The sequence below is a fragment of the Anaerobacillus sp. QJM3NY_32 genome (assembly GCF_056173645.1).
Map to the genome: position 1 here is coordinate 4,120,901 of NZ_CM149684.1, position 21,624 is coordinate 4,142,524.

25 protein-coding genes are annotated in these 21,624 nt (G+C 42.3%); 6 read left to right on the forward strand and 19 right to left on the reverse strand.

Annotated elements, in window-relative coordinates; all coding sequences use genetic code 11:
• Positions 1–21: 21 nt before the first annotated feature.
• Positions 22–267: a DUF2164 domain-containing protein gene (locus AC0VYH_RS21075; RefSeq protein ID WP_194218343.1), complete on the reverse strand. Its 246-nt coding sequence runs from the start codon at positions 265–267 to the stop codon at positions 22–24.
• A gap of 196 nt (positions 268–463) precedes the next feature.
• Positions 464–991: a YwhD family protein gene (locus tag AC0VYH_RS21080; RefSeq protein ID WP_303532471.1), complete on the reverse strand. Its 528-nt coding sequence runs from the start codon at positions 989–991 to the stop codon at positions 464–466.
• Positions 992–1,177: 186 nt separating this feature from the next.
• On the opposite strand from AC0VYH_RS21080, the gene AC0VYH_RS21085 reads away from it, so the two are divergent.
• Entirely contained in the window at positions 1,178–2,494 is a 1,317-nt protein-coding gene (locus tag AC0VYH_RS21085) for an NCS2 family permease (protein ID WP_475373084.1), read from the forward strand.
• A gap of 35 nt (positions 2,495–2,529) precedes the next feature.
• Here AC0VYH_RS21085 and AC0VYH_RS21090 read toward each other — a convergent pair whose 3' ends face one another.
• Complete coding sequence (locus AC0VYH_RS21090; RefSeq protein ID WP_475373085.1) at positions 2,530–3,561, reverse strand: oxidoreductase; 1,032 nt, start codon at positions 3,559–3,561, stop codon at positions 2,530–2,532.
• A gap of 175 nt (positions 3,562–3,736) precedes the next feature.
• On the opposite strand from AC0VYH_RS21090, the gene AC0VYH_RS21095 reads away from it, so the two are divergent.
• Complete coding sequence (locus AC0VYH_RS21095) at positions 3,737–4,168, forward strand: hypothetical protein (RefSeq protein ID WP_475373086.1); 432 nt, start codon at positions 3,737–3,739, stop codon at positions 4,166–4,168.
• Between the two features lie 81 nt (positions 4,169–4,249).
• Here the strand turns inward: AC0VYH_RS21095 and AC0VYH_RS21100 are convergent, their stop codons facing one another.
• The 3 genes from AC0VYH_RS21100 to AC0VYH_RS21110 form a co-directional block, all read right to left on the reverse strand.
• Positions 4,250–4,744, reverse strand: coding sequence for a YwgA family protein (locus AC0VYH_RS21100; protein ID WP_194218338.1), 495 nt, complete (start codon positions 4,742–4,744; stop codon positions 4,250–4,252).
• Between the two features lie 188 nt (positions 4,745–4,932).
• A complete protein-coding gene (locus tag AC0VYH_RS21105; protein ID WP_194219552.1) occupies positions 4,933–6,216 on the reverse strand; it encodes an HD domain-containing protein in 1,284 nt (427 codons plus the stop codon).
• 215 nt (positions 6,217–6,431) lie between these two features.
• Positions 6,432–7,664 (reverse strand): dicarboxylate/amino acid:cation symporter, encoded by a 1,233-nt coding sequence (locus AC0VYH_RS21110; RefSeq protein ID WP_475368196.1) that lies wholly within the window; start codon positions 7,662–7,664, stop codon positions 6,432–6,434.
• A 409-nt stretch (positions 7,665–8,073) separates the two neighbouring features.
• On the opposite strand from AC0VYH_RS21110, the gene lipL reads away from it, so the two are divergent.
• A complete protein-coding gene (gene lipL / locus AC0VYH_RS21115; RefSeq protein ID WP_475373087.1) occupies positions 8,074–8,910 on the forward strand; it encodes an octanoyl-[GcvH]:protein N-octanoyltransferase in 837 nt (278 codons plus the stop codon).
• 43 nt (positions 8,911–8,953) lie between these two features.
• On the opposite strand, the gene pta is transcribed toward lipL, so the two are convergent.
• On the reverse strand, positions 8,954–9,928 hold the full coding sequence (gene pta, locus AC0VYH_RS21120; protein ID WP_194218335.1) for a phosphate acetyltransferase: 975 nt from the start codon (positions 9,926–9,928) through the stop codon (positions 8,954–8,956).
• Between the two features lie 430 nt (positions 9,929–10,358).
• On the opposite strand from pta, the gene hemQ reads away from it, so the two are divergent.
• The 3 genes from hemQ (at position 10,359) to gerQ (ending at position 12,174) form a co-directional block, all read left to right on the forward strand.
• Positions 10,359–11,105, forward strand: coding sequence for a hydrogen peroxide-dependent heme synthase (gene hemQ, locus AC0VYH_RS21125; RefSeq protein WP_430245216.1), 747 nt, complete (start codon positions 10,359–10,361; stop codon positions 11,103–11,105).
• Between the two features lie 167 nt (positions 11,106–11,272).
• Positions 11,273–11,704, forward strand: a complete 432-nt coding sequence (locus AC0VYH_RS21130; protein WP_283153319.1) for a cell wall hydrolase — start codon at positions 11,273–11,275, stop codon at positions 11,702–11,704.
• Positions 11,705–11,724: 20 nt separating this feature from the next.
• Entirely contained in the window at positions 11,725–12,174 is a 450-nt protein-coding gene (gerQ, locus tag AC0VYH_RS21135; protein WP_283153318.1) for a spore coat protein GerQ, read from the forward strand.
• A gap of 126 nt (positions 12,175–12,300) precedes the next feature.
• Here gerQ and AC0VYH_RS21140 read toward each other — a convergent pair whose 3' ends face one another.
• The 12 genes from AC0VYH_RS21140 to flhA all read right to left on the reverse strand — a co-directional run bounded on the left by AC0VYH_RS21140 (position 12,301) and on the right by flhA (position 21,623).
• Positions 12,301–12,669 carry a DUF423 domain-containing protein gene (locus AC0VYH_RS21140; protein WP_194219551.1) on the reverse strand — a complete coding sequence of 123 codons (369 nt, stop codon included), beginning with the start codon at positions 12,667–12,669 and terminating at the stop codon, positions 12,301–12,303.
• A gap of 115 nt (positions 12,670–12,784) precedes the next feature.
• Entirely contained in the window at positions 12,785–14,014 is a 1,230-nt protein-coding gene (locus AC0VYH_RS21145) for an ABC transporter permease (protein WP_475373088.1), read from the reverse strand.
• Positions 14,011–14,709 (reverse strand): ABC transporter ATP-binding protein, encoded by a 699-nt coding sequence (locus tag AC0VYH_RS21150; RefSeq protein WP_475366172.1) that lies wholly within the window; start codon positions 14,707–14,709, stop codon positions 14,011–14,013. The genes AC0VYH_RS21145 and AC0VYH_RS21150 overlap by 4 nt, the downstream gene beginning before the upstream one ends.
• Positions 14,710–14,757: 48 nt before the next feature.
• Positions 14,758–15,000 carry a helix-turn-helix domain-containing protein gene (locus AC0VYH_RS21155; protein WP_430245210.1) on the reverse strand — a complete coding sequence of 81 codons (243 nt, stop codon included), beginning with the start codon at positions 14,998–15,000 and terminating at the stop codon, positions 14,758–14,760.
• A gap of 2 nt (positions 15,001–15,002) precedes the next feature.
• Positions 15,003–15,149 carry a YvrJ family protein gene (locus tag AC0VYH_RS21160; protein WP_194218329.1) on the reverse strand — a complete coding sequence of 49 codons (147 nt, stop codon included), beginning with the start codon at positions 15,147–15,149 and terminating at the stop codon, positions 15,003–15,005.
• On the reverse strand, positions 15,146–15,709 hold the full coding sequence (locus AC0VYH_RS21165) for a sigma-70 family RNA polymerase sigma factor (protein WP_475373089.1): 564 nt from the start codon (positions 15,707–15,709) through the stop codon (positions 15,146–15,148). Before AC0VYH_RS21165 ends, AC0VYH_RS21160 begins: the two co-directional genes overlap by 4 nt.
• Positions 15,710–15,865: 156 nt before the next feature.
• Positions 15,866–16,303: a YaaR family protein gene (locus AC0VYH_RS21170; protein ID WP_194218327.1), complete on the reverse strand. Its 438-nt coding sequence runs from the start codon at positions 16,301–16,303 to the stop codon at positions 15,866–15,868.
• A complete protein-coding gene (locus tag AC0VYH_RS21175) occupies positions 16,300–16,737 on the reverse strand; it encodes a DUF6115 domain-containing protein (RefSeq protein ID WP_475373090.1) in 438 nt (145 codons plus the stop codon). Before AC0VYH_RS21175 ends, AC0VYH_RS21170 begins: the two co-directional genes overlap by 4 nt.
• 14 nt (positions 16,738–16,751) lie before the next feature.
• A complete protein-coding gene (locus tag AC0VYH_RS21180) occupies positions 16,752–17,537 on the reverse strand; it encodes a FliA/WhiG family RNA polymerase sigma factor (RefSeq protein WP_371017854.1) in 786 nt (261 codons plus the stop codon).
• Positions 17,538–17,567: 30 nt separating this feature from the next.
• On the reverse strand, positions 17,568–18,431 hold the full coding sequence (locus tag AC0VYH_RS21185) for a MinD/ParA family protein (RefSeq protein ID WP_475373091.1): 864 nt from the start codon (positions 18,429–18,431) through the stop codon (positions 17,568–17,570).
• Complete coding sequence (gene flhF, locus AC0VYH_RS21190; protein WP_475368203.1) at positions 18,424–19,593, reverse strand: flagellar biosynthesis protein FlhF; 1,170 nt, start codon at positions 19,591–19,593, stop codon at positions 18,424–18,426. Before flhF ends, AC0VYH_RS21185 begins: the two co-directional genes overlap by 8 nt.
• Positions 19,590–21,623: a flagellar biosynthesis protein FlhA gene (flhA, locus tag AC0VYH_RS21195; protein WP_303532516.1), complete on the reverse strand. Its 2,034-nt coding sequence runs from the start codon at positions 21,621–21,623 to the stop codon at positions 19,590–19,592. The genes flhF and flhA overlap by 4 nt, the downstream gene beginning before the upstream one ends.
• Between the last annotated feature and the right edge of the window lies 1 nt (position 21,624).

Consider the following 21,624-nt stretch of genomic DNA (forward strand, 5'->3'; position numbering starts at 1 on the left):
ATCCGTCTTTTGATTAGCCCTTTATTTTGGATCTGCTTTCTTTAATGCTTCAAGGTCTTGCTCAATACTCATCCACTTCTGCTCTGTCATGCCAATTGCATCTGAAATACCGGCATTGTATAGAGTTGGCCCGATCTCTGCCATAACAAAATGGAGAAAATTCTCTGCTGCGAGCTCACCTATTTCTTCATCACGTTCATCATAGAAATATGATTGAATGCGCTCAATAAGCTCTTTCTTTTTCTCACGAGGGATTTGATTCCACATTTAGCTCACCCTTTCTACATATAAGAGTATAACATGGAAGCGCTCACTTCATTTTCGGGGACAACCAGAACAGCCCGGGGAAGATTCCCCGGGCTGCTTTGGGTCCTAGCTATATGTGTTGCGTATACATAAGTTTACGCTCAGTTTTAGGAAACCTCAAGTGATTTTATCAATTAGTCAGAAAACGATATGAAAGTTAGTCTTGAAGTCCTAATTTCACGTCATCACTTGAACGCTCATAGACGTCTTTATCGAACTCAATCAAATACTCACGAAGCATTTTCTTGGATTTGTCATCCATATGGTCCACGACCACTTTACCTTTCATGGATTTATCCATATTATTCACATGCTCTGGCATGCTTTTCCATGCCCGCTTCGCTTCGGCATTTAAGAAGAATTCACAGGCACCAATGCCATAATAGAAAGGTCCTTCTTCACTTCGTTGAAGGGTAACCCATACGATCCAAGCAGTATGGCCATCAGGTACTTCTTCACGTGTCTTAACGAGCTTCTTCCGTTTCTCAAGGGCACTACGTGCATGCAATGCGCCAACATCAACATAAATTTCATCCGTTGTCGGATCGATAATCACAGGGGAAACGTTATCGAGGTTGATCGTTCCTACTCCATAACCGCCGTGTCCATCTGTGGAGTCCCCACTTAAAATATTAAAACCTGTTGAAGGCTTCTTTTTTGGTTTTTGTTCTTCTTCATTTGCCATTCTTTGTACCTCCTTCATTCACAATTGTCCGCTCTCATTTTATCACAATTACACTTGTGTATTCATCCGACAGCCATTCACACCTTTATCATCAACTATTTTAGATTACCCCTTGTCAAACAGCTTTATTACGAATATTATAGTATTTGTGTTTAAAAAACGTTCGTATTTAATGGAGGTATTATCATGTTTAACTCCTTTTTCCGCTTAAAAGAAAATGGAACAAACGTTAAAACAGAATTCCTTGCAGGATTAACGACTTTCCTGACAATGGTATATATTGTAATAGTTAACCCAATTATACTATCTTCAACAGGCGTGCCATTCGATACCGTCTTCATTGCCACGATTATTGCAGCTGTTGTTGGAACACTATGGATGGGACTTTTCGCGAATTATCCAATCGCGATCGCTCCAGGTATGGGGCTGAACGCCTACTTTGCGTTCTCCGTTGTAGGTGGACAAGCAGGCGTATCCTACCAGGTTGCCTTTGGTGCCGTATTTATTGCCGGACTACTGTTCATTATTCTTTCATTAACACCGTTTCGCGAAAAGCTTATCGAAGCCATTCCTACGAATTTGAAGCTTGGTATTACAGCAGGTATCGGACTTTTCATCGCGTTTATCGGACTTCGCATGACAGGGATTATCGTCGCGGATGAAGAAAACCTTGTTGGTCTAGGAAATCTTCATTCCCCTGAAGTTCTTCTAGCGCTTTTTGGACTTATGATTACACTTATTCTGATGGCCCGAAATGTTCCAGGTGCACTCTTCTTCGGAATGATCATCACGGCTATCATTGCTATTTTTACAGGACAGCTTGAATTTAAGGAAGGCTTCATGCAAGCACCTTCTGCTCCCGAACTTTTCATCTTCGGAAGTCCACTTCAGGCCATTAAGGATATGATTGAATACGGATTATATGCCGTTGTCTTCTCATTCCTACTCGTCACACTCTTTGATACGACGGGCACAATGGTCGGTGTGGCAGAACAGGCTGGTTTGATGAAAGGAAAGAAAATGCCACGTGCACGTCAGGCACTTCTTGCTGACTCGATCGGAACAACTGTCGGAGCGATCTTTGGAACAAGCCCAACTAGTGCTTACCTTGAATCCTCTGCTGGTGTTGCTGCCGGCGGGCGAACTGGGTTAACATCAGTCGTCATTTCTGTACTCTTTATCGTCTCAGCTTTCTTTGGACCACTTGTCGGTTCTCTATCTGGACTTTCCGCCATCACAGCTCCCACTCTTATCATCGTCGGAAGCTTAATGATTGGCGCCGTTGGTAAAATTGATTGGAGTGAATTTGATGAGGCGTTTCCTGCCTTCTTGATCATTCTCACAATGCCACTTACGGCAAGTATTGCAACAGGAATCGCGCTTGGGTTTATTACGTACCCCATTTTAAAGATCGTAAAAGGGAAATGGCGTGAGGTTCATCCGCTTCTTTATCTTTTCGCTGTGTTATTCTTCTACCAGCTCGCTTTCCTCCCACATGCTTAACCAAAAAGATCTGCCTATTCAGGGCAGATCTTTTTTCATACCCATTTCACTAACCTTTTCTCTTCACTACTCTTTAATGCAAGCTCGATCACTTTAATTACTTTAAGGGCTTCTCTTGCTGTTACAGGCGCAGTACTTTGTTCACAAATCGCTCGGTGCAGTTCTATGTAGTATGTTTGATAAGAACCAGGTGTGGTTGGAATCACTCTATCGCGATTATCTTTCGTTAGCACGCCGTACTGATCGCTCTCGTCTTCTCCCCAGTGCTCATCCCCTGGTAATTGTCCCTTTTTCAGCGCTTCTTCCTGAGGATCAATACCCCATTTTACAAACGATCCCTTTATCCCATGAATTTGATAGCGAGGTCCGTGTTTTTTTACGAGAGAGCCAGCGTGGAGAATCACTCTTCTTTTTCCGTAATGCAAAACCAAGTGAAAGTAATCGTCCGTTTTCCCTTCTTCTTTTTGAGTCAAAACATCTCCATATACGGCCTCAGGCTCGCCAAATAGAGTCAGTGCCTGGTCGATTAAATGAGAACCCAGGTCAAAGAGAATACCAGATCCCTTCTTATCCTGCTCTCGCCAACGATCATGTACCTCCGCACTATACCGATCATAATGCGCCTCGTACGAAAGGACCGTTCCAAGCTCCTCTTCATTTATGAGCTTCTGAATTGTAAGAAAATCATTATCGTATCTTCTGTTATGATACACACTTAGCAATCTGTCATGGTTTTTAGCTATTTGAATTAACTCTTCTCCCTCTTCTACACTTACCGTGAATGGTTTCTCAAGAACAACATGTTTCCCTGCTTCAAGAGCCTGCTTCGCCATTGGGAAATGAAATTCATTCGGTGTCGTAATAATGACTAACTCTATTTCTCTATCATTTAAAAGCTCGTCTATTGAAGCGACCACTTCTATTTCTGAAAACTGCTCAATTACTTTCTTCGGATTAGAAGAAACCACTTTTGTGATGGTTAACCCCTGTACAGATTCAATCACTGGCGCATGAAAAGTCGCTCCCGAAAAACCAAATCCAACTAACCCTACCTTCACTTCTTTCATCTCCCTCACTCCATTTCAATAATGTAAGACTTTTGAACCCTTTTTGTTATTCGACAAATAAGTTCTATTTTCTCGACTTGTTTTTCCAAGTTTTGATATAGAGAAACGATTATACTAATCATCAAACGGGTATTTATGTAGTGAACTCGAAGTATTTGTAAAAGGTGGTATGATTATGAAAAAATATCTTTATTCTTCCCCCGCAATTGGCTTCTCAATTGGCCTACTTGCGTCCCTTATTTATACGATTATTTTAGCAGCCGGAGGCTATAAGTATACGGGACTAGCAGGTTTCTTTTCACTACTTATTATCCTAGTCGGCTACTTTCTACTTTCGACATTCTGGCTTCCTACCCTTCTTAAAACGAGACATACAATTGCATTGATTTCAGGGATAACCTTCCATACCGTCTCTTCTTTTACGCTAGTCTTTATGATGGCAGGAACCTTGCCTAACATATCCGAACTTCTATTTCCTTATATCAGCACACTGGCATTCTCTTTTCTCCAAATGATTGCAATCATTGTTGCTGGTGTCATTCTTTCAAAAGTCGACCTTACAAAACTCTCTGAAATGAGTCAGAAGAAATTTTCGATAAAAAGTTAATTTCCGCAACAAAAGGTGCCCCTAAGGGCACCTTTTGTTTGTAGAAATATCTTATTCTATTAAACTAGATACAAATGACCTTTAGCATCCTAGCTTTTCTATAAATGTATAGGCCTCAGTAATTTCATCATCAGAATAATTCTGTTTACGTTTGATGGTATGAACCTTCTCAACCACTTCTTCCTTTGAAAGGCGATCGAAGAAAAGAATGGTTGAAACAAGCTCAAGAAAACGTGAACTTTGACTATTGATTTCATCGATGCATTGATGTAATTCCGGCATTTGGAAATCATAATGACCGAGAAATTCATGACCTTCATCTGTTACCGTGTATTTATATTGGTAATAGCCACCTTTGCTTTCCTTCACCTCTGTAACAAGACCAAGGTTACAAAGCTCTTCCACTCGTAGCGTCAATTCTTCTGAATACGGTCCATAGAAATGGAATTGATACTTCTCGTTAAATGGAAACTGTAGCTTCTTACAAATGTAAATGATTTTCTGAAGTTTCTTACGTCCAATGACCTCTCCGGCTTCCTTCAACACAGCTATCACTTTCGCGTGATCTTCTAGCAACCTGCACCCCTCCCATGTACTTTTTACAGGTTGTCCAAAAAGCTTTCTTATCTATTAGAAGATGCTTAAACGTTCAGTTGAAACGGGAGCTCACTCCCAAATTAAACTCAACGTTTTAAACACCACTATTTAGCGATGCCTGTAGCGGAAGTCGTCTTCATGCCAGGATCACTTTTCTTTTTGAACAGCTAATCGATTTGAAGCAATGACTTAATACGACGAGTAGCATCTGTATTCCCTTCAAGAATGAAATCTGCAGGGAAATACAGCTTGTGGTCTGTTCGCTTCTTACCAGAAATCGCTTCAACCACATCAGATTCACGAGAAAGCTCACGCAAATCTCCACCTGGTTTCAACAAATGAATCGGCAAACGTTCTTCCTCTTCTCCAGGCCGATAGAAATCATACGGTAAATCAGAAGATGAATCAACCTCAAGATAGTAATCTGGATCAATACCTGCTTCATGAAAAGAGTCATAAAGCTCTCTCCACGCATTCATTTGCTGCATTGGGTTAAATTCAATGTACTTAAACAGTCTTCGATTCATAAATCGTTCACAGAGGTCTCTTAGGATATCATCCTCTTCCTCCTGCCAGATCTGGAAATAGAACATAACGACAGAATCATCTAGCTTAAGAAAGTCTTCTAGACGGATATCTTCTTTAAATAGTGAATAGAAGTGAATCGGATCGTGTTGAAAATGATAACCCTCTTCAAACAGTCTTTTCGCACGATGGAGAATTTTACTTAGAATCACTTCTGCACTTCGTGTCACAGGGTGGAAATAAATTTGCCAATACATTTGATAGCGGCTCATAATATAGTCTTCAACTGCATGCATACCGCTTTGTTTAATCACAATTTGATCATCACCAGGTCGCATGACGCGTAAAATTCGTTCAATATCAAATTGTCCATAGCTCACTCCAGTAAAATAGGCATCACGAAGAAGATAATCCATTCGATCGGCGTCAATTTGACTTGAAATTAAGCTAACCACAAGCTTGTTGCTATGTGTTTTGGCGATTACATCAGCCACTTCCAACGGAAAATCATCGCTTACTTTTCGAAGCACTTGATTGATTTCAGTGTCCCCAAGGATAACCATCCGAGTAAAGTCTTCATGGTCCAGGTTAAACACTTTTTCAAATGAATGTGAAAAAGGTCCATGACCTACATCATGTAACAGCGCAGCACACATACTTAATAGCCTGTTCTCTTCGTTCCAGCTATCATATTGTGAAAAAATCTCGTTAATACGCCTTACAATCTCGTATACACCGAGCGAGTGACTAAAGCGACTATGTTCTGCTCCATGAAAAGTTAGATACGTTGTTCCGAGCTGGCGAACCCTTCGCAAACGCTGAAATTCCTTAGTACCAATTAGCTCCCAGATTAAACGGTATCGGACATGAATATAGCGATGGACAGGGTCTTTAAATACTTTTTCTTCGCTTAATCGTTCGAGCATTCCGCGATAGGCTCCTTCCGTCAAAATCATTCATTCATTATATAACACCCATTCCAAAATGAAAACCTTCCCCCACTTTGTGATCAAACACATCATGAGGGAAGGCTCCTGTTGAACGGGCATATGGAAAGAATGGAACGACTAACAATAGCTATATATACGAGAAAATGTTTCCTTTTTTCATTTAAAAGGTTCGAATCTCATACTTTATGATGTTATAGAACAGTCTCTGCTTCTTTTCCTTCACGCTTCTCTTCGGATTTTGCAATATACATCGCACAAGCCGCGTCACCTGTAATATTAACAGCGGTACGTGTCATATCAAGTAGACGGTCAACTGCTAGAATCAATCCAATTGGCTCTACTGGCAATCCAACTTGCTTTAGAACCATTGCGAGCATGATAAGTCCTACACCTGGCACACCAGCTGTACCTATACTAGCGAGCGTTGCTGTGACGACAACAATGATGAGCTGTGTAAAGGTAAGATCAACCCCGGTAATTTGAGCGATAAAGATCGTAGCTACACCCTGCATAATTGCCGTTCCGTCCATGTTAATTGTTGCCCCAAGCGGTTGTACAAAACTACTCACCTGCTTAGGAATCTTCAGATTTTCTTGAGCGGTTTTCATAGATACAGGAAGCGTACCGCTACTTGAAGATGTACTGAAGGCAACAGCCATTGCGGGTGCAAAAGCTTTATAGAATTTAATTGGATTCTCTTTACAAAGGAAATATATCGCACTACCATATGTGAAGAGAAAATGGATGAGGAGTGCGCCAAGTACTACTAGGAAATACATTCCCATTGACTGTAACGCTTCTTTACCTTGTCCACCAACAGCGGAAGCAATAAGTGCAAATGCACCATATGGCGCTGTTTCCATAATAATCTTAACAAGATACATCATAACGTCGTTACCCTGTTCAAAAAGATTACTTAAGGCTTTCGTACGCTCGCCAAGAATCGCAAGGGCAAAACCTACGAAGATAGCAAATGCGATAATTTGGAGCATGTTTCCTTCAACCATGGCCGATATCGGATTCGTTGGGATAATATTAATAATAGTATCCAACACAGGAGGTGCTTCTTCTGCTTTAAAATCAGCATTTCCTGAGAATGAACCTTCAACACCCGGTTTAATTAAGTAAGCAAGCGCCATCGCAATGGAAATAGCAATGGTTGTTGTAACAAGGAAAAACGCAACGGTTTTCCCACCCATACGTCCAAGCTTCTTCGGATCGCTTATTCCAGCCGTTCCTACCACGATTGAGAAGAATACAATTGGTACAACAAGCATCTTAATTAAGTTAAGAAAGATTTGTCCAACAGGACCAAATAGATATTGATCGACAGGTCCAAATGCATCTGGTGCAAATAAGTTAAAGATAACACCAACAATAATACCTAGAACTAGACCTGCAATAATTTTAACTGTTAGCTTCATAAACATGTCCCCTTTCGTCAAATCGACGTAAATACCACCGTTTCCTGTTCATGAAGAACGATCCAACGCTGGTTGTTTCTCCTATATGTAGATTCTTCGTATGATCTTAGTCATATATGAAAGCTCTTACATACATTCCCATTTCTTTACTGTATATACCCGCTCGCTCGCTAACTTGAAACTACCGTAATTATGATTATATCATTTTAGACAATTCTCGCAATTTCCTTTTTTTCGTAATAGATATATTTCTTTATAAAATCAAAGTTTTAAAGGGAAAATAAGAAGTAAATTAGGAAAAAAGGACGAGTGTTTTGTCATCACCCGGGAAATACTGTCGGATGATGTCTAATGTCTCATTTCTTCTGCTATAATAAATACGATTAGTTAGTGAAGAAGGGATAAGAAAATGCCAACAAACGATTCCATACTTTTTCAGCCAAAATGGCGAATTATAGATCAATCAACACTAGGCCCATCCTTTGATGCGCTGCAATCTTTTGCAATGGATGATACCCTTTGTAATTCTGCTGGAAGTGGTGAATCCCCACCGATTTTGCGCTCATGGGTGCATCACAATACGATAGTTCTCGGTATACAAGATACACGCCTTCCCAACTTTGAGGAAGCCGTTCACTATTTAGAAAGTTTAGGTTATCGCGTAATTGTGAGAAACTCTGGAGGTCTTGCTGTCGTCCTTGATGCAGGAGTGTTAAATCTCTCACTTGTTTTAGCTGAAAAGCAGCAGCATATTGACATTGATACGGGGTACGAAGCAATGGTCGATTTCATTCAGGAAATTTTGTCGCCATATAACGTAACAATTGAAGATAGGGAAATTGTAGGATCTTACTGTCCGGGTCGATACGACCTAAGCATTAACGGGAAAAAATTTGCCGGCATTTCGCAACGCAGACTTCGCGGCGGAGTCGCTGTTCAAGTTTACCTTTGTGTCGATGGAAGTGGATCAGAGCGCGCATCTATCATTCAGGAATTCTATAAGCGGGGCGTGAACGGAGAACCAACAAAATTCACTTATCCTGAAATTGTTCCCGAAACGATGGCTTCGTTAAGTGAACTCATTGGGGAAGAGCTAAGCGTTTCCGACATCATGATGAAAACTCTTAAAACGCTTAAGCAATATACCGAATCATTAACAACGGCACATCTTTCCATTCCAGAGCTGTCTCTTTACGATTTCAACTACCAGCGAGTGTTTACTCGAAATGAAAAAGCACTTGGCTAATAAATAAAGCCCCTGAAGGCGTGCCTTCAGGGGCTTTCATTTATTATAGGCTCTGCATTGCTGTAATCAATGCTAGCTTGTACACGTCTTCCTCGCTACATCCGCGAGATAGGTCGTTTACTGGTTTGTTTAATCCTTGAAGGACTGGACCAACGGCCTCATATCCACCAAGACGTTGAACCATTTTGTAGCCAATGTTACCTGCTTCAAGACTTGGGAATACAAATACATTTGCTTGTCCTTTAAGTGGTGATTCAGGTGCTTTCTTTTGTGCTACTTCTGGAACAAAAGCAGCATCGAATTGGAATTCGCCGTCGATCACTAGATCTGGCGCCATTTCTTTCGCTAAACGTGTTGCTTCTTCAACTTTCTCTGTTTCAGGAGATTTTGCAGAACCTTTAGTAGAGAAGCTTAGCATCGCTACTTTAGGGTCCATTCCAAACATTTTTGCAGTTTCAGCACTGCTTACACCGATTTCAGCAAGATCATTGCTGTCAGGAGAAATGTTAATTGCACAGTCAGCAAAAACGTACTTCTCATCACCTTTTACCATTACAAAAGCACCAGATGTTTTCTTCACACCTTCTTTTGTTTTGATGATTTGAAGCGCTGGACGAACTGTATCACCAGTAGAATGAGCCGCACCACTGACAAGGCCATCTGCTTTGCCTGTGTGAACGAGCATTGTACCGAAGTAGTTCACGTTAAGAAGAATATCCTGCGCTTGTTCAGCTGTTGCTTTACCTTTACGACGCTCAACAAATGATTCCACAAGGGCATCCATTTCAGAATACGTTGCTGGATCCATAATTGTAAGGTCGCTGTGCAATGTAAGGCTTAGGCTTGACGCTTTATCCTGGATTGCATTTTCTCCTCCAATAACGATTGGCTTAAGGATGCCATCCTCTGCTAGGCGGTTTGCTGCTGCTAATACGCGCTCATCTGTTCCTTCAGGGAAAACGATTGTCGGATAACCTGCTTTAACCTGGTCTTTCATGTTTGTAAAAAGATCACTCATTGGTTTCACCTCATTATTTTTAATATCCAACTCCTACGATAACCCTTTTTCCCGAAAAACGAAAATAAATCCGCAAGTGTAAGCCTTTGCATGAAAAAGTTCTATTTTTCAGACGAATCAAAAGGGACTATAGTAGTTTTCAATCTTAATTCTCTTCTAAATATAAGCTAACGTAATCGTATTTAAACATTGATACTGATTTACCATCGGATTTCTGAATATCTTTTTCATTCAATCGTCACTCTCAATCGCTTTTAAAGAGGTACAAGTATTGGTATAGTAGGTAGTGGATATAGGGAAACTTCCATCAAAGTGGGCATTGAATGATTTGCGCTGATGGTTAGTTGAACCAATCGGACCATTAGGGGCAGTTGCTGTATGAATGTAACCTGCCTTATTGGTGTGATAAAAGATAAGGAGTGAATCAGATATGAATCAAGCAGCAGTTACTCTCGATGGCTGGTATTGCCTTCATGACTTCCGTACTATGAACTGGACGGCATGGAAACAGCTTTCAAGCGAAGAACGTGATCTTGCGATGAATGAATTTCTAACGTTCCTTGAAAAATGGGAAGTCACAGCAGGCCATAAACAAGGAAGTCATACGCTTTATTCCATCATTGGTCAGAAAGCGGACTTTATGTTAATGCTTCTCCGCCCAACTATGGAAGAGTTAAATGAAATTGAAAATGCTTTTAATAAAACGGCATTAGCTGAATATACGGTTAAAGAATACTCTTACGTATCTGTCGTTGAGCTTAGTAACTATATGGCTGGAAAAGATAGCGACCCTGATAATGACCCGCGCATTCAGGCCCGTTTGAAGCCAGAATTAGCAGAAGCTCCTTACGTGTGCTTCTATCCAATGAACAAAAAGCGCGAAGGAAACGACAACTGGTACATGCTTTCAATGGACGAGCGTCGTGAAATGATGCGTAGTCACGGACTGATCGGCCGTAGCTATGCTGGCAAAGTAAAGCAGATTATCACAGGCTCTGTTGGCTTTGATGACTGGGAATGGGGCGTTACGCTTTTCGCAGACGACGTGCTTCAGTTTAAAAAGCTTGTCTACGAAATGCGCTTCGATGAAGTAAGCGCTCGTTTTGGTGAATTTGGTAGCTTCTACGTTGGAACGCACCTACCGAAAGAGCGCCTGCCTCAATTCCTATACGTTTAATAGAGAAAATCCCTTCTGACACTTTATTGTCTGAAGGGATTTTTTGTGTATTTGAGTGGTCTATGTCAAAGTCATATTCCTTCAAATCGTACATACAATGAGTTACGTAGAGTCATGGCATCTTTCTTACTTCTTGCACATGGGTACAACTGAGATGAGGTGTTGTTATGGCGGTGATTCAGACAAACGAAAATGATGTAAACCTTTTGGCTCGCTTGATGCGTGCAGAAGCAGAAGGTGAGGGGCAGTTAGGTATGCTGATGGTAGGCAATGTAGGGGTAAACCGTGTAAAGGTGAGATGCCTTGATTTTAAGAACATCAACACGATGAACAACATGGTTTATCAGAGTCCCGGCGGTTTTGAAGCGACTCAGAAAGGCTACTTTTACCAACGAGCACGCGAAAAAGATAAGCGTCTTGCTCGCAAAGCCATCAAAGGGATGAAATACCATCCTGCCAGCAACTCTCTCTGGTTCTTTAAACCAGGCGGCACCTGCCCTGACCAGTGGTATAACCAGTGGAATGCAGGACGCTTCAAATCCCACTGTTTCTACAAGCCTACCGAAAGTGAATGTGCAGACGTGTACAACAGCTTCTAAGAGAATGCTTAAGGAGGGTTATGATGAACAATCAATACTGGAACACTTCACCGTCACAAAACCAGGGGGGCGGCTATGGTCAAATGCCGCAGCAAGGGCAAGGCGGACAGATGGCACAGTATCCTTCAGGCTATCCTCAAGGCCAGCAGGTTCAGGGAGCATCAACACAGGGAGGCGGAGGCTTTCCAGGACAGCTACCCGTCGAGCAATCATACATTGAAAACATCCTGCGCCTAAACCTTGGAAAAATCGCCACCGTGTACATGACTTTCGAGAACAATGAGAAATGGAACGCCAAAGTATTTAAAGGAATTGTAGAAGCAGCCGGAAGAGATCACATTATTCTATCCGATCCTCAAACAGGCAAGCGGTATATTCTACTCATGGTTTATTTGGACTATATTACATTTGATGAAGAGCTTGAATACAACTACCCTCTTCAACAAACGACGCAATATTCTCCGCGATAGCGGGTATAGAAAAAGCTGCCGGATTTCCGGCAGCTTTTTGTTTTGGCCAATAAACCGCACCGGCCTGCCACGGTTCGACAAATAGCGGGCGGTGACAGGCACCATCAACCGCCGACCCCCGCACCTCTACGCCTTAAACGCAGCCACAACAACCAAAATCCAGGCTGTAATAAACGCGACGCCGCCTAGTGGAGTAATTGCACCAAGGATCTTAATTCCGCTCAAGCTAAGCACGTACAAGCTTCCGGAAAAGAGGACGATCCCAGCAAACATGAGCCATCCAGCCCATTGCATGAGCCCTGCTGATTGAAGCTTGTCAGCAGCAATGGCTACACCAACTAAACCAAGAGCGTGATACATGTGGTATTGTACACCGGTTTTAAACGTCTCTAGCATTTTTTCTGATAGTCTTCCTTCTAATCCATGTGCCCCAAATGCGCCTAGTCCAACTGCAAGTGCCGCATTAATCGCACCAATAATTAAAAATACCTTTATCACATTATCCGCTCCTTCATCTGAATCTACTCTCCCATCATAGCGGAAAGCGCTTGATCGAAGCAACGAAATCTCGAATTGTTCATACACCTTTCGATTTATGATAAAAAACTTTTTATGATTGCATGTTTCTATGAACGATCTGGAGACTCTCCTTAAATACAAACCATCCGCCTAGCGGAAAGAGTACGACTCCTAGCCAACCTGGGAAGGCAATCCCCGTCACGATACACAGTAGAAGAAAACATGGCATCGACACTAGTTTTAATGCTTGTTTCCCCGCTTCCTCTTGGATCGATTGATGCCATTGAAATAGATTGGCGTAGCTGCTAGATGAGAATTCACTCCAGTCTGCCCTTGAAAGGCCAATCAGCGCATAGAGCGCAAATAGAAGCACGACCACTTTGACAATAAGAGGTAACAGTAATATCGCCGCTGTACCCCAGCCAATGACTTGTATATAGTACTGAACCTTCCCCATTGATCGAAGAAGCCATTTCAAATAAACGTCTCTCATTCTAACTTCTGGAGACTTTTTCTTACTGATTCGCCCAGATCCTCTAAAAAGCATAGGCTGCTTTCGAGTGAAAAGGGGCATTGGCGCAACACCTACTCGCCCCATCAAAAATTTCGTCACGCTCTGCTTATGCCCGCGCTCCATCACCACATCATGGAAAAAAGTCCCTTGCATATTCATTCGTGCTCGTAACTGAACAAGTAAAAGGAGAAGCAAACTTCCTCCTCCAAGAGCAACTGCCCATTCATACCGCCATCCTATCCCACTCATGAGAAGCAATACGATGATCGAGATCAGGTTCACTAAACCAATCGGGAGCCATTTCACCCAAATAGAAGGAACAAATAACTCTATAAAATACCGGCTAGTTTTTATATTCCAACTGACTAAAAGGACAAATAGGCCTGTGACGGCACATTGCTCTATGCCCAACCCCCATCCTGTAATAAGCAAGGGTAAAACAAGGGTCATTCCAATGATCGTCGCGACCAGTCCTTTTAGAAGAGAATAGCATATTCCCCATTTCTTTAATCCGTCCATAAGACTCACATTTTGCAACAAATAGACTTGATCAGCTTCTTCTGTATACAGTCGTAATGTCCAGAAAGTTGCAACTATAAATAACGGCAGAACCGCCAACTGTTGCGGTACTTCCGCGAGCCATTCAGGCGGAAGAATCCACCAGGAGCGGTAGTACTCCACTCCAATCACGAGACCTGGGATAAGAATATACAGCCATACCGTCCAATCGAGTGCTGAGCGAAGATCTCGGATTTTATAACGCTGATCGTCACGTTCGCGTTGCCACCATAGCTGGAACGACGTCATATTCGTTGCTCCATAAAGGCATCAACACAATCAAGAAGTGAACTTTCCCGAGCGCCTGACTGCTCACGCATGTCTTCAAGCGTACCTTGAGCAAGAAGCGTTCCGTTTGCGAGCAGAACGAATTGATCACAAATTCGCTCTGCCGTATCAAGCACATGCGTACACATTAAAATACCTGCTCCACGAGACCGCTCCTTTTCAATAAGCGCGAGAAAATCCTTCGTAGCGCGCGGATCTAGTCCAAGAAAAGGCTCATCAATGATATAAATATCCGGCTTGAGCATAAAAGCCGTTATGAGCATCACCTTCTGTCGCATTCCTTTTGAAAAGCTTGACGGTAGGTTATGGATTACGTGCTCCAGTTGAAAATAGCGAATCAGTTCTTGAGCTCGCTCTTCCCATTCCTCGTCTCCAAGAACCGCCGCTGCAGCAAGCTCCAAATGCTCCCACAGCGTTAAGCTATCATAGAAGACGGGTTGCTCTGGCACATACGCATAGCGCGACCCTTTCTCAAACGTCACGCTTCCTTTCCACTCTTTCAGTAGCCCTAATATCGTCTTGATTGTTGTGCTTTTCCCAGCTCCATTTGACCCTAATAACCCCAGAAGTTCGCCGCCTTTCACTTCAAATTCGATCAGACGAATGGCGCTATCTTTCTTTTCATAACCTGCTTGTTCGATTTCAACCTTAAGCATCCGCTTCACCTCTACCTCTTTATACGGAAGAAAAAGGGAAAAAGTTTCTTACCCCTTCCCTTTTTGATCTTCAATAAATTGTTCAAAGTTTGGCACATCCTCCATATTGTATTTTTCCACCGCTTCAAGAACTTTTAATACTAATTCCTGACGCAAATCATCTCTGTTTTGAGGGGAAGTTTGCCTGAGCTCTGCTTCAATTTTCTTCTCAAATTGATGAATAATGGCGCCGAGTTCTTCTTTCTCTTCCTGCTTTGCCTGTTGTAAAAGCGTATATAGTCTTTTCTCCATAGTCATCCCTTCTTGTCAGTTTCCTGATCCGCCACCGCACTTGTTAAATCATCAATTTTCTTTTCTAGCCGCACGAGTAAATATAGTGAAACGACGATCGGAAATCCAAGATCTCCAATAATGGCATTAATCACCGTAGTTATGCTCATTTATCCCCCTCCTTTCCTGCTTCTCTTAGCTTCTCAAGCGCACGTTTACGCCTTCTGCTCGCTGCCTGTTGAGAAATCCCCGCCATTTTTGCAATCTCCGTATCAGAAGCTTCATATCGGTAAAAAAGTTCAAGAACTTCCTTCTGTTTTGGCGTTAATCGGGTATATCCTAAATAAAGTGATTTCTGCTGAAAACTTTCGGCAAATGAAATCGTTTCACCACACGTTTCCGTACTTTCAATGAAATCAATCCAGGCATCACCAGACATACCTACAGGCTGATCGAGCATAAGAGGAAAGCGAAGATGCCCAAGTCTTCGCTTTCGGTCAAAGTTGATGGCCGTGTAGCGAATCAGCTTCGTGACGTAAGCAATAAAACGAATTTCTGTATAGTACTTTTGAAAAAGTGAATTGAGCTTATTTACCGCCTCACGATCCTCTGATGCATATGCCTCCATAAAACTTGTCCAATGCTTCTCTTCTTGAATGAATGACTTAAATAGGAGATTTCCTTTTAAATCATCATACATCTCATTTGTTAAACGGCATCCATTCTTCATCCTCACCTCTCCTTTCTCTGTCTGTAGGAATGAAAGTATCCTGAAAGCAAGAAATCACAACCATCATTTCGAACGTATGTTCTTATTTTAATTATAGAAAAAACTCATGCAAATGACCATGAGTCAATACTTCCTTTTTTAGGTGGGTCGTTTGAACTAGAGAGAAAGATCAACAAGTAGTCCCTTTATTTCACCAACAAGCGATAATAAGGTCATTCCATTCTTCTCTTTTTCTCTCATCTCTTCTTGCAGTTCAACCAGCTTGTTCTCTACTGTTTCCACAAGCTTATACGTTCGATTTCTTCCATAATGGTCCATGCTGTTTTTCTCTGATAGCGTTAGCCCCTGACTTACTGCTTCCTCAAGAAACTGTTTCACCATTCGCTTGTATGCCGATAAGTTCTGAAACGTTCGTTCCTTTCCAAGCAGCTCCCCCTGACGATCAATTTGCTGTAGCAGTCGCTTTAGTTCTGCTCCCTTCAGTTCCTTTGATGCTTCCTGAATCACCGATTGAAACGCTACCTGCTTGTTACCTTTTGGGAGATCCATTTTTAAAGAGTCCAGTGACGTTTGGCCATGCTGCTGAATTTTCATCGCTGTTCAGACCTTCCGTGAATATTCACAATCAGCTCAACTTCGCCGACACCGCAATTAAGGATTCTTGCAATATCCGTCACCGAAAAACCCTGTGAATGAAGCTGAAGAGCTTTTTGATTTCGTTCGTTGTTAGCTGAAGGGTGCTGGATGATGACCGGCTTTCTTTGCTCCTCCACCTCAGGCGATACAGTCTTCCCATGTTCTAACACACGAAGGCGCGTATCAAGCTGGTTTTCACGTTTATCGACGTAAGATTTCACCTCAGTCATCAGTCGATCATTTTCTTCCTCTAGCTGTTCAATATACACTTCCATACCCGTGGCGATCTCTTCACTTACATCTGAACTCTTCGTTTGCTTTAGAAACAAGAGAACAATACATAGAAAGCTCACGAGATGAAGGGCAATACTTATAAAGATGAATGGATACATGGAAATCACTCCGATTACATTGATTGAACGTGTTCTTTATTAGCTCGGAGGACACCCTTCATCCGAAGGAGCGCTCTCGAGTGTAGTTGCGAAATTCGGCTTGTCGATAAACCTAAGATTCTTGCAATCTCTGTAAGTGTTAACTCTTCAAAATAAACAAGAGATACAACAAGTTTTTCTTTCTCAGGTAGACGTTCAATCGTTTCAGCTAGTAACTCTTTAATAAAATGTTGGTGCAAATGCTTTTCTGGTAAATCAGCTTGTTCATTTTCAATTACACTATAACGCTCAATTTGCTGCTGATCGTCATCGTGCACGGGCTCGTCTACGGAAACCATTGTAGACAGAGAAGCATCTTGAATCACCCGCTGTACTTCTTCAATTGTCATACCAAGATACTCTGCTACATCATGGTCGCTGCTTGACGTTTGATTTTGCTGTTCTAAAGCAGCGTAGGCTTCTTCAATTTTACGTGCTTTGTCACGAACGGAGCGTGGCACCCAATCATTCTGCCTAAGCCCATCAATTATGGCCCCTTTAATGCGCCAGCTGGCATAAGTTTCAAATTTCAAATCACGTTCTGGCTCGAATTTTTCAAGTGCATCAAGAAGCCCTTGATACGCGAAACTATTAAGATCATCACGCTGAACGGATGACGGAAGAGCTGCCGCATAGCGCTGTACAGCGAAATCAACGAGCGGACGATAAAGGGCAATCAATTTGTTACCAGCCTCTTCATTCTTCTCCTCTTTCCATGCTCTCCAATATTCGATTGTCTGTTTATCCATTTTGGGTTTCATGAAGTTCACCACCTGAAAAATTCTTCCCACTTATTTATGAAACAGCATCTTTGTTAGAAATCCTTTTACACCAAGCTTATAATTTGAAGGAAAATCTAGATAAGCATGAACTAAATCATCTATGGCCTTCGCTGCTCTGGAATTTGGATACTCTAGTAGATAAGGCGACTGAGCAATCACCGCCTTACGAACGATAGGATCATCCGGAATCCATCCGAGTACATCAATCGACTTATTCAAAAATTTTGCAGAGGCTTTTTGGAAATTGCGCGCTGTACGCTCTGCTTCCTCAGTATTAGTAGATCGATTCACAATTAACTTAACAGGTAACTGAGCATTTCTTGTATGTAATGCTTTTAGAACGCCATAGGCATCTGTAATAGACGGTGGCTCTGGATTAATCACAAGAAAAACGTCATCCGCTGCCTGCAAAAACCGGATCCCTTCATAGGAAAGGCCCGCTCCCGTATCGAGAATAATGTAATCGACTTTGCCTTGAAGAGAGCCAAATTCCTGGAAAAAGTGATTCTGCTGATTGCCTGTTAAAGTTAGGATCTTTCCAATTCCGTTTCCACCAGCAATGTATTGAAGACCATTTACTCCTGTTTCAATGACAGCATTTAAAGAGAGTTTTTTTTCCAGCATGGAAATAAGCGTTTCTTTAGGCGTTACACCCATGAGCACATCAATATTCGCCATGCCAACATCTAAATCAAAAATCATCACTTTCTTATTAAGCGCTGCAAGACTGAGGGCAAAATTCAGTGATACATTCGACTTCCCCACGCCGCCTTTTCCACTTGTCACAGCAATAACCTTCGTCTTTTTCCCACTAGCATTCGGATGAATTCGCTTCATCACTTCTTCCCGCAATTGGTTTGCCTGATCAGACATTCACTCGCTCCCTCATGACCAGATCAAGAAGGAAATCCGGTGTTGTTGTCACCATATCATCAGGTACATTTTGTCCTGTCGTTAGAACCGAGATCGGAAGTTTGTATTCTTCCATCAAGTTAAAAATGGGGCCGCGAACTTTTGTTTCATCCATCTTTGTCATCATCACCTCAGAAATACCAAGAGAGTGAAAATTATCGGTGATCGATTTCATATCAGAATAGCGATGTGTGAGGCTTAACATAAGCGTGATCGATAATTCTTGACCGGATAGCAGTTCTTCAAGCTGTGAAACGTAGCTGTACTGCTGATAGTTGCGTCCCGCTGTATCCATTAGAATGACATCACATGATGAAAGGTTCGCTAGAGCTTGACCCAAATCCGCAGGAGACTGAACGACTTCTAGTGGAATACCGAGAATATCAGCATACGTCCGAAGCTGTTCAACTGCTGCAATCCGATAAGTATCTGATGTAATCAGTCCCACAGATTGACGCTCTTTTAATAATAAATGACCTGCTAGTTTTGCGATCGTTGTGGTTTTTCCTACGCCTGTTGGGCCAACGAAGCATCTTAGCTTCTTCTTTTTTATTCCTATATCAGGATAATTCTTGATTCGCTTTGCGAATTCCTGTCTCATCCACTCAAAAGCATCTTCTTTCGTGTAAGTAGGGTATGATTTTGATTTAATCATTAGTTCCGCCATCACTCCTGAACGAATCGCATGAGAGAATTCCTGTGCTTCTAAATACGTTTGAACTGGCTTTAACTGTTTTGGTAGCCGTTCATTTTCCATCAGCTGCATCATGATTTCTTTCATAGACTTCAGCTCATCAAGTACATTGGCTTCAAGCGCCTCCCGTCGTGGCGGCGTTTGTTTCTCTTGAATCACCTCTGGACTTTTTTCAACCCGTTCAGGCGTTTCTTCACGACGCTTTTTTTCAGATTGCAATAGCGTGGCAAATTCTCGAGTTTCTTCCTTCTCTACCTTTTTTTCATCAAGGGCAGCGAGCACTTCTAGACGCTGTTTTTGGAAAAAACCAAAGATCCCGCCCACTTTCACCTTTTTTGTATTTAAAATAACGGCTTCCTGACCAAGCTCCTGCCTTATCAGCGGCATTGCTTCGCGAAGATGGCTGACTACATAGCGTTTAATCTTCATGGTAGATTAATCACTCCTACACTTTGGACTTCTACATCGGGTTCTAATTCACTATAGGAAAGGATCATCAGCTCCGGCATGTAACGTTCGAGAAACTGACGTAAATACATGCGTATCGCTGGTGACGTTAGTAGAATTGGCTGAATACCTGACTGCTGCAGGCGGCTTACTTGTTGAAGTACTTCCTGGTAAATGGCCTGTGACGTTTCAGGATCAAGCGCAAGGTAGCTTCCCTGATCAGATTGCTGAACAGATTCTGCGAATCGCTTCTCCAATCTGGCCCCAGCTGTTAACACTTTAACCGCTTCGCCAGGCACGGCGACCTGAGATGTGATTTGGCGTGATAGCGACTGCCGCACGTATTCAGCTAGCACATCCGTATCTTTCGTTCGAACTCCGTTATCAGCTAACGATTCTAGAATCATATCGAGCGAACGAATGGATACTTTCTCCTTCAGTAGTCTCATCAACACCTTTTGAACATCCCCGATTGTAAGGATATTAGGGATTAGCTCCTCAAGCACTGCAGGAGACGATTCTCTCACATTATCAAGAAGATGCTTCACTTCTTGGCGACTTAACAGCTCATGCGCATGACGCTTAATAACTTCCGTTAAGTGCGTTGATACTACAGAAGGTGGATCCACGATCGTATATCCTGATAGCTCAGCGCGATCCTTCATTTCTTCTGTTACCCATAAAGCAGGAAGTCCGAAGGCTGGTTCAACTGTTTCGATCCCTGAGACTGTTTCATCTTCAAGTCCGCTACTCATCGCAAGATATTGGTTTAATAGCACCTCTCCACCTGCAACACGGTTTCCTTTGATTTTAATAACGTATTCGTTTGGCTCAAGCTGAATATTATCGCGGATGCGAATAACTGGAACAACAATTCCAAACTCAAGTGCGATTTGTCTTCGAATCATAATCACGCGATCAAGAAGATCACCGCCTTGCTTTTGATCAGCAAGAGGAATTAATCCGTAGCCAAATTCAAACTCAATCGGGTCGACCTGAAGAAGACTTGTGACGCTTTCAGGCTTCTTCATTTCTTCTACTTCTTCTTGACCAGCAGCTAGCTCAACTTCCTTCGTCTGATCAAGATTCTTCTGCATCGTCCAGCCGCCATAGACGAGTAATCCTGCGATTGGAAAGGTGAGAAGCGGGTTTATGGGAGTTGCAAGTCCAAGGAGCGTAATAACCGCTCCAACAACGTAAAGCAGCTTTGGATATGCAAAAATTTGTGCAGTAATATCTGAACCTAGATTGCCGTCTGATGCCGCTCTCGTTACGACGATACCTGTAGCAGTCGAAATAAGAAGAGCTGGGATTTGACTGACAAGACCATCACCAATCGACAGCAGCGTAAAAGTAGTTGCCGCATCACCAACTGGCATGCCGTGCACAACCATGCCGATAATCAATCCGCCAATAATGTTAATCAACGTAATGACGATTCCAGCAATCGCATCCCCTTTTACGAACTTACTGGCCCCATCCATTGCCCCATAAAAATCAGCTTCGCGCTCAATTTTCTGACGTCTTTCTTTTGCATCGCGATCTGATATCATTCCTGCATTTAAATCAGCATCAATGCTCATCTGTTTCCCCGGCATGGCATCAAGTGTAAATCGAGCACCAACCTCTGCTACTCGTTCGGATCCTTTTGTAATAACGATAAATTGAATAATAACAAGAATAAGAAAAACAAGGAGTCCGATGACAACACTTCCGCCAACAACGAAAGAACCAAACGTTTCAATAACCTGTCCACCTGTTTTATTCGTCAGAATGGATCTTGTAGTCGAGACGTTCAAACCAAGTCGGAAGAGCGTAGTCAGCAATAAAAGCGATGGAAAAATCGAAAATTGTAGCGCTTCTCTCGTATTCATGGCGACAAGGATAATTGTTAAAGCAAGACTAATATTCAGCATAATAAGAAAATCAAGTAGGAGCGGAGGGAACGGAATAACCATCATGATCACAATCATAATGACAGAAACGAGCACGGCATAATCTTTTATTTTCATT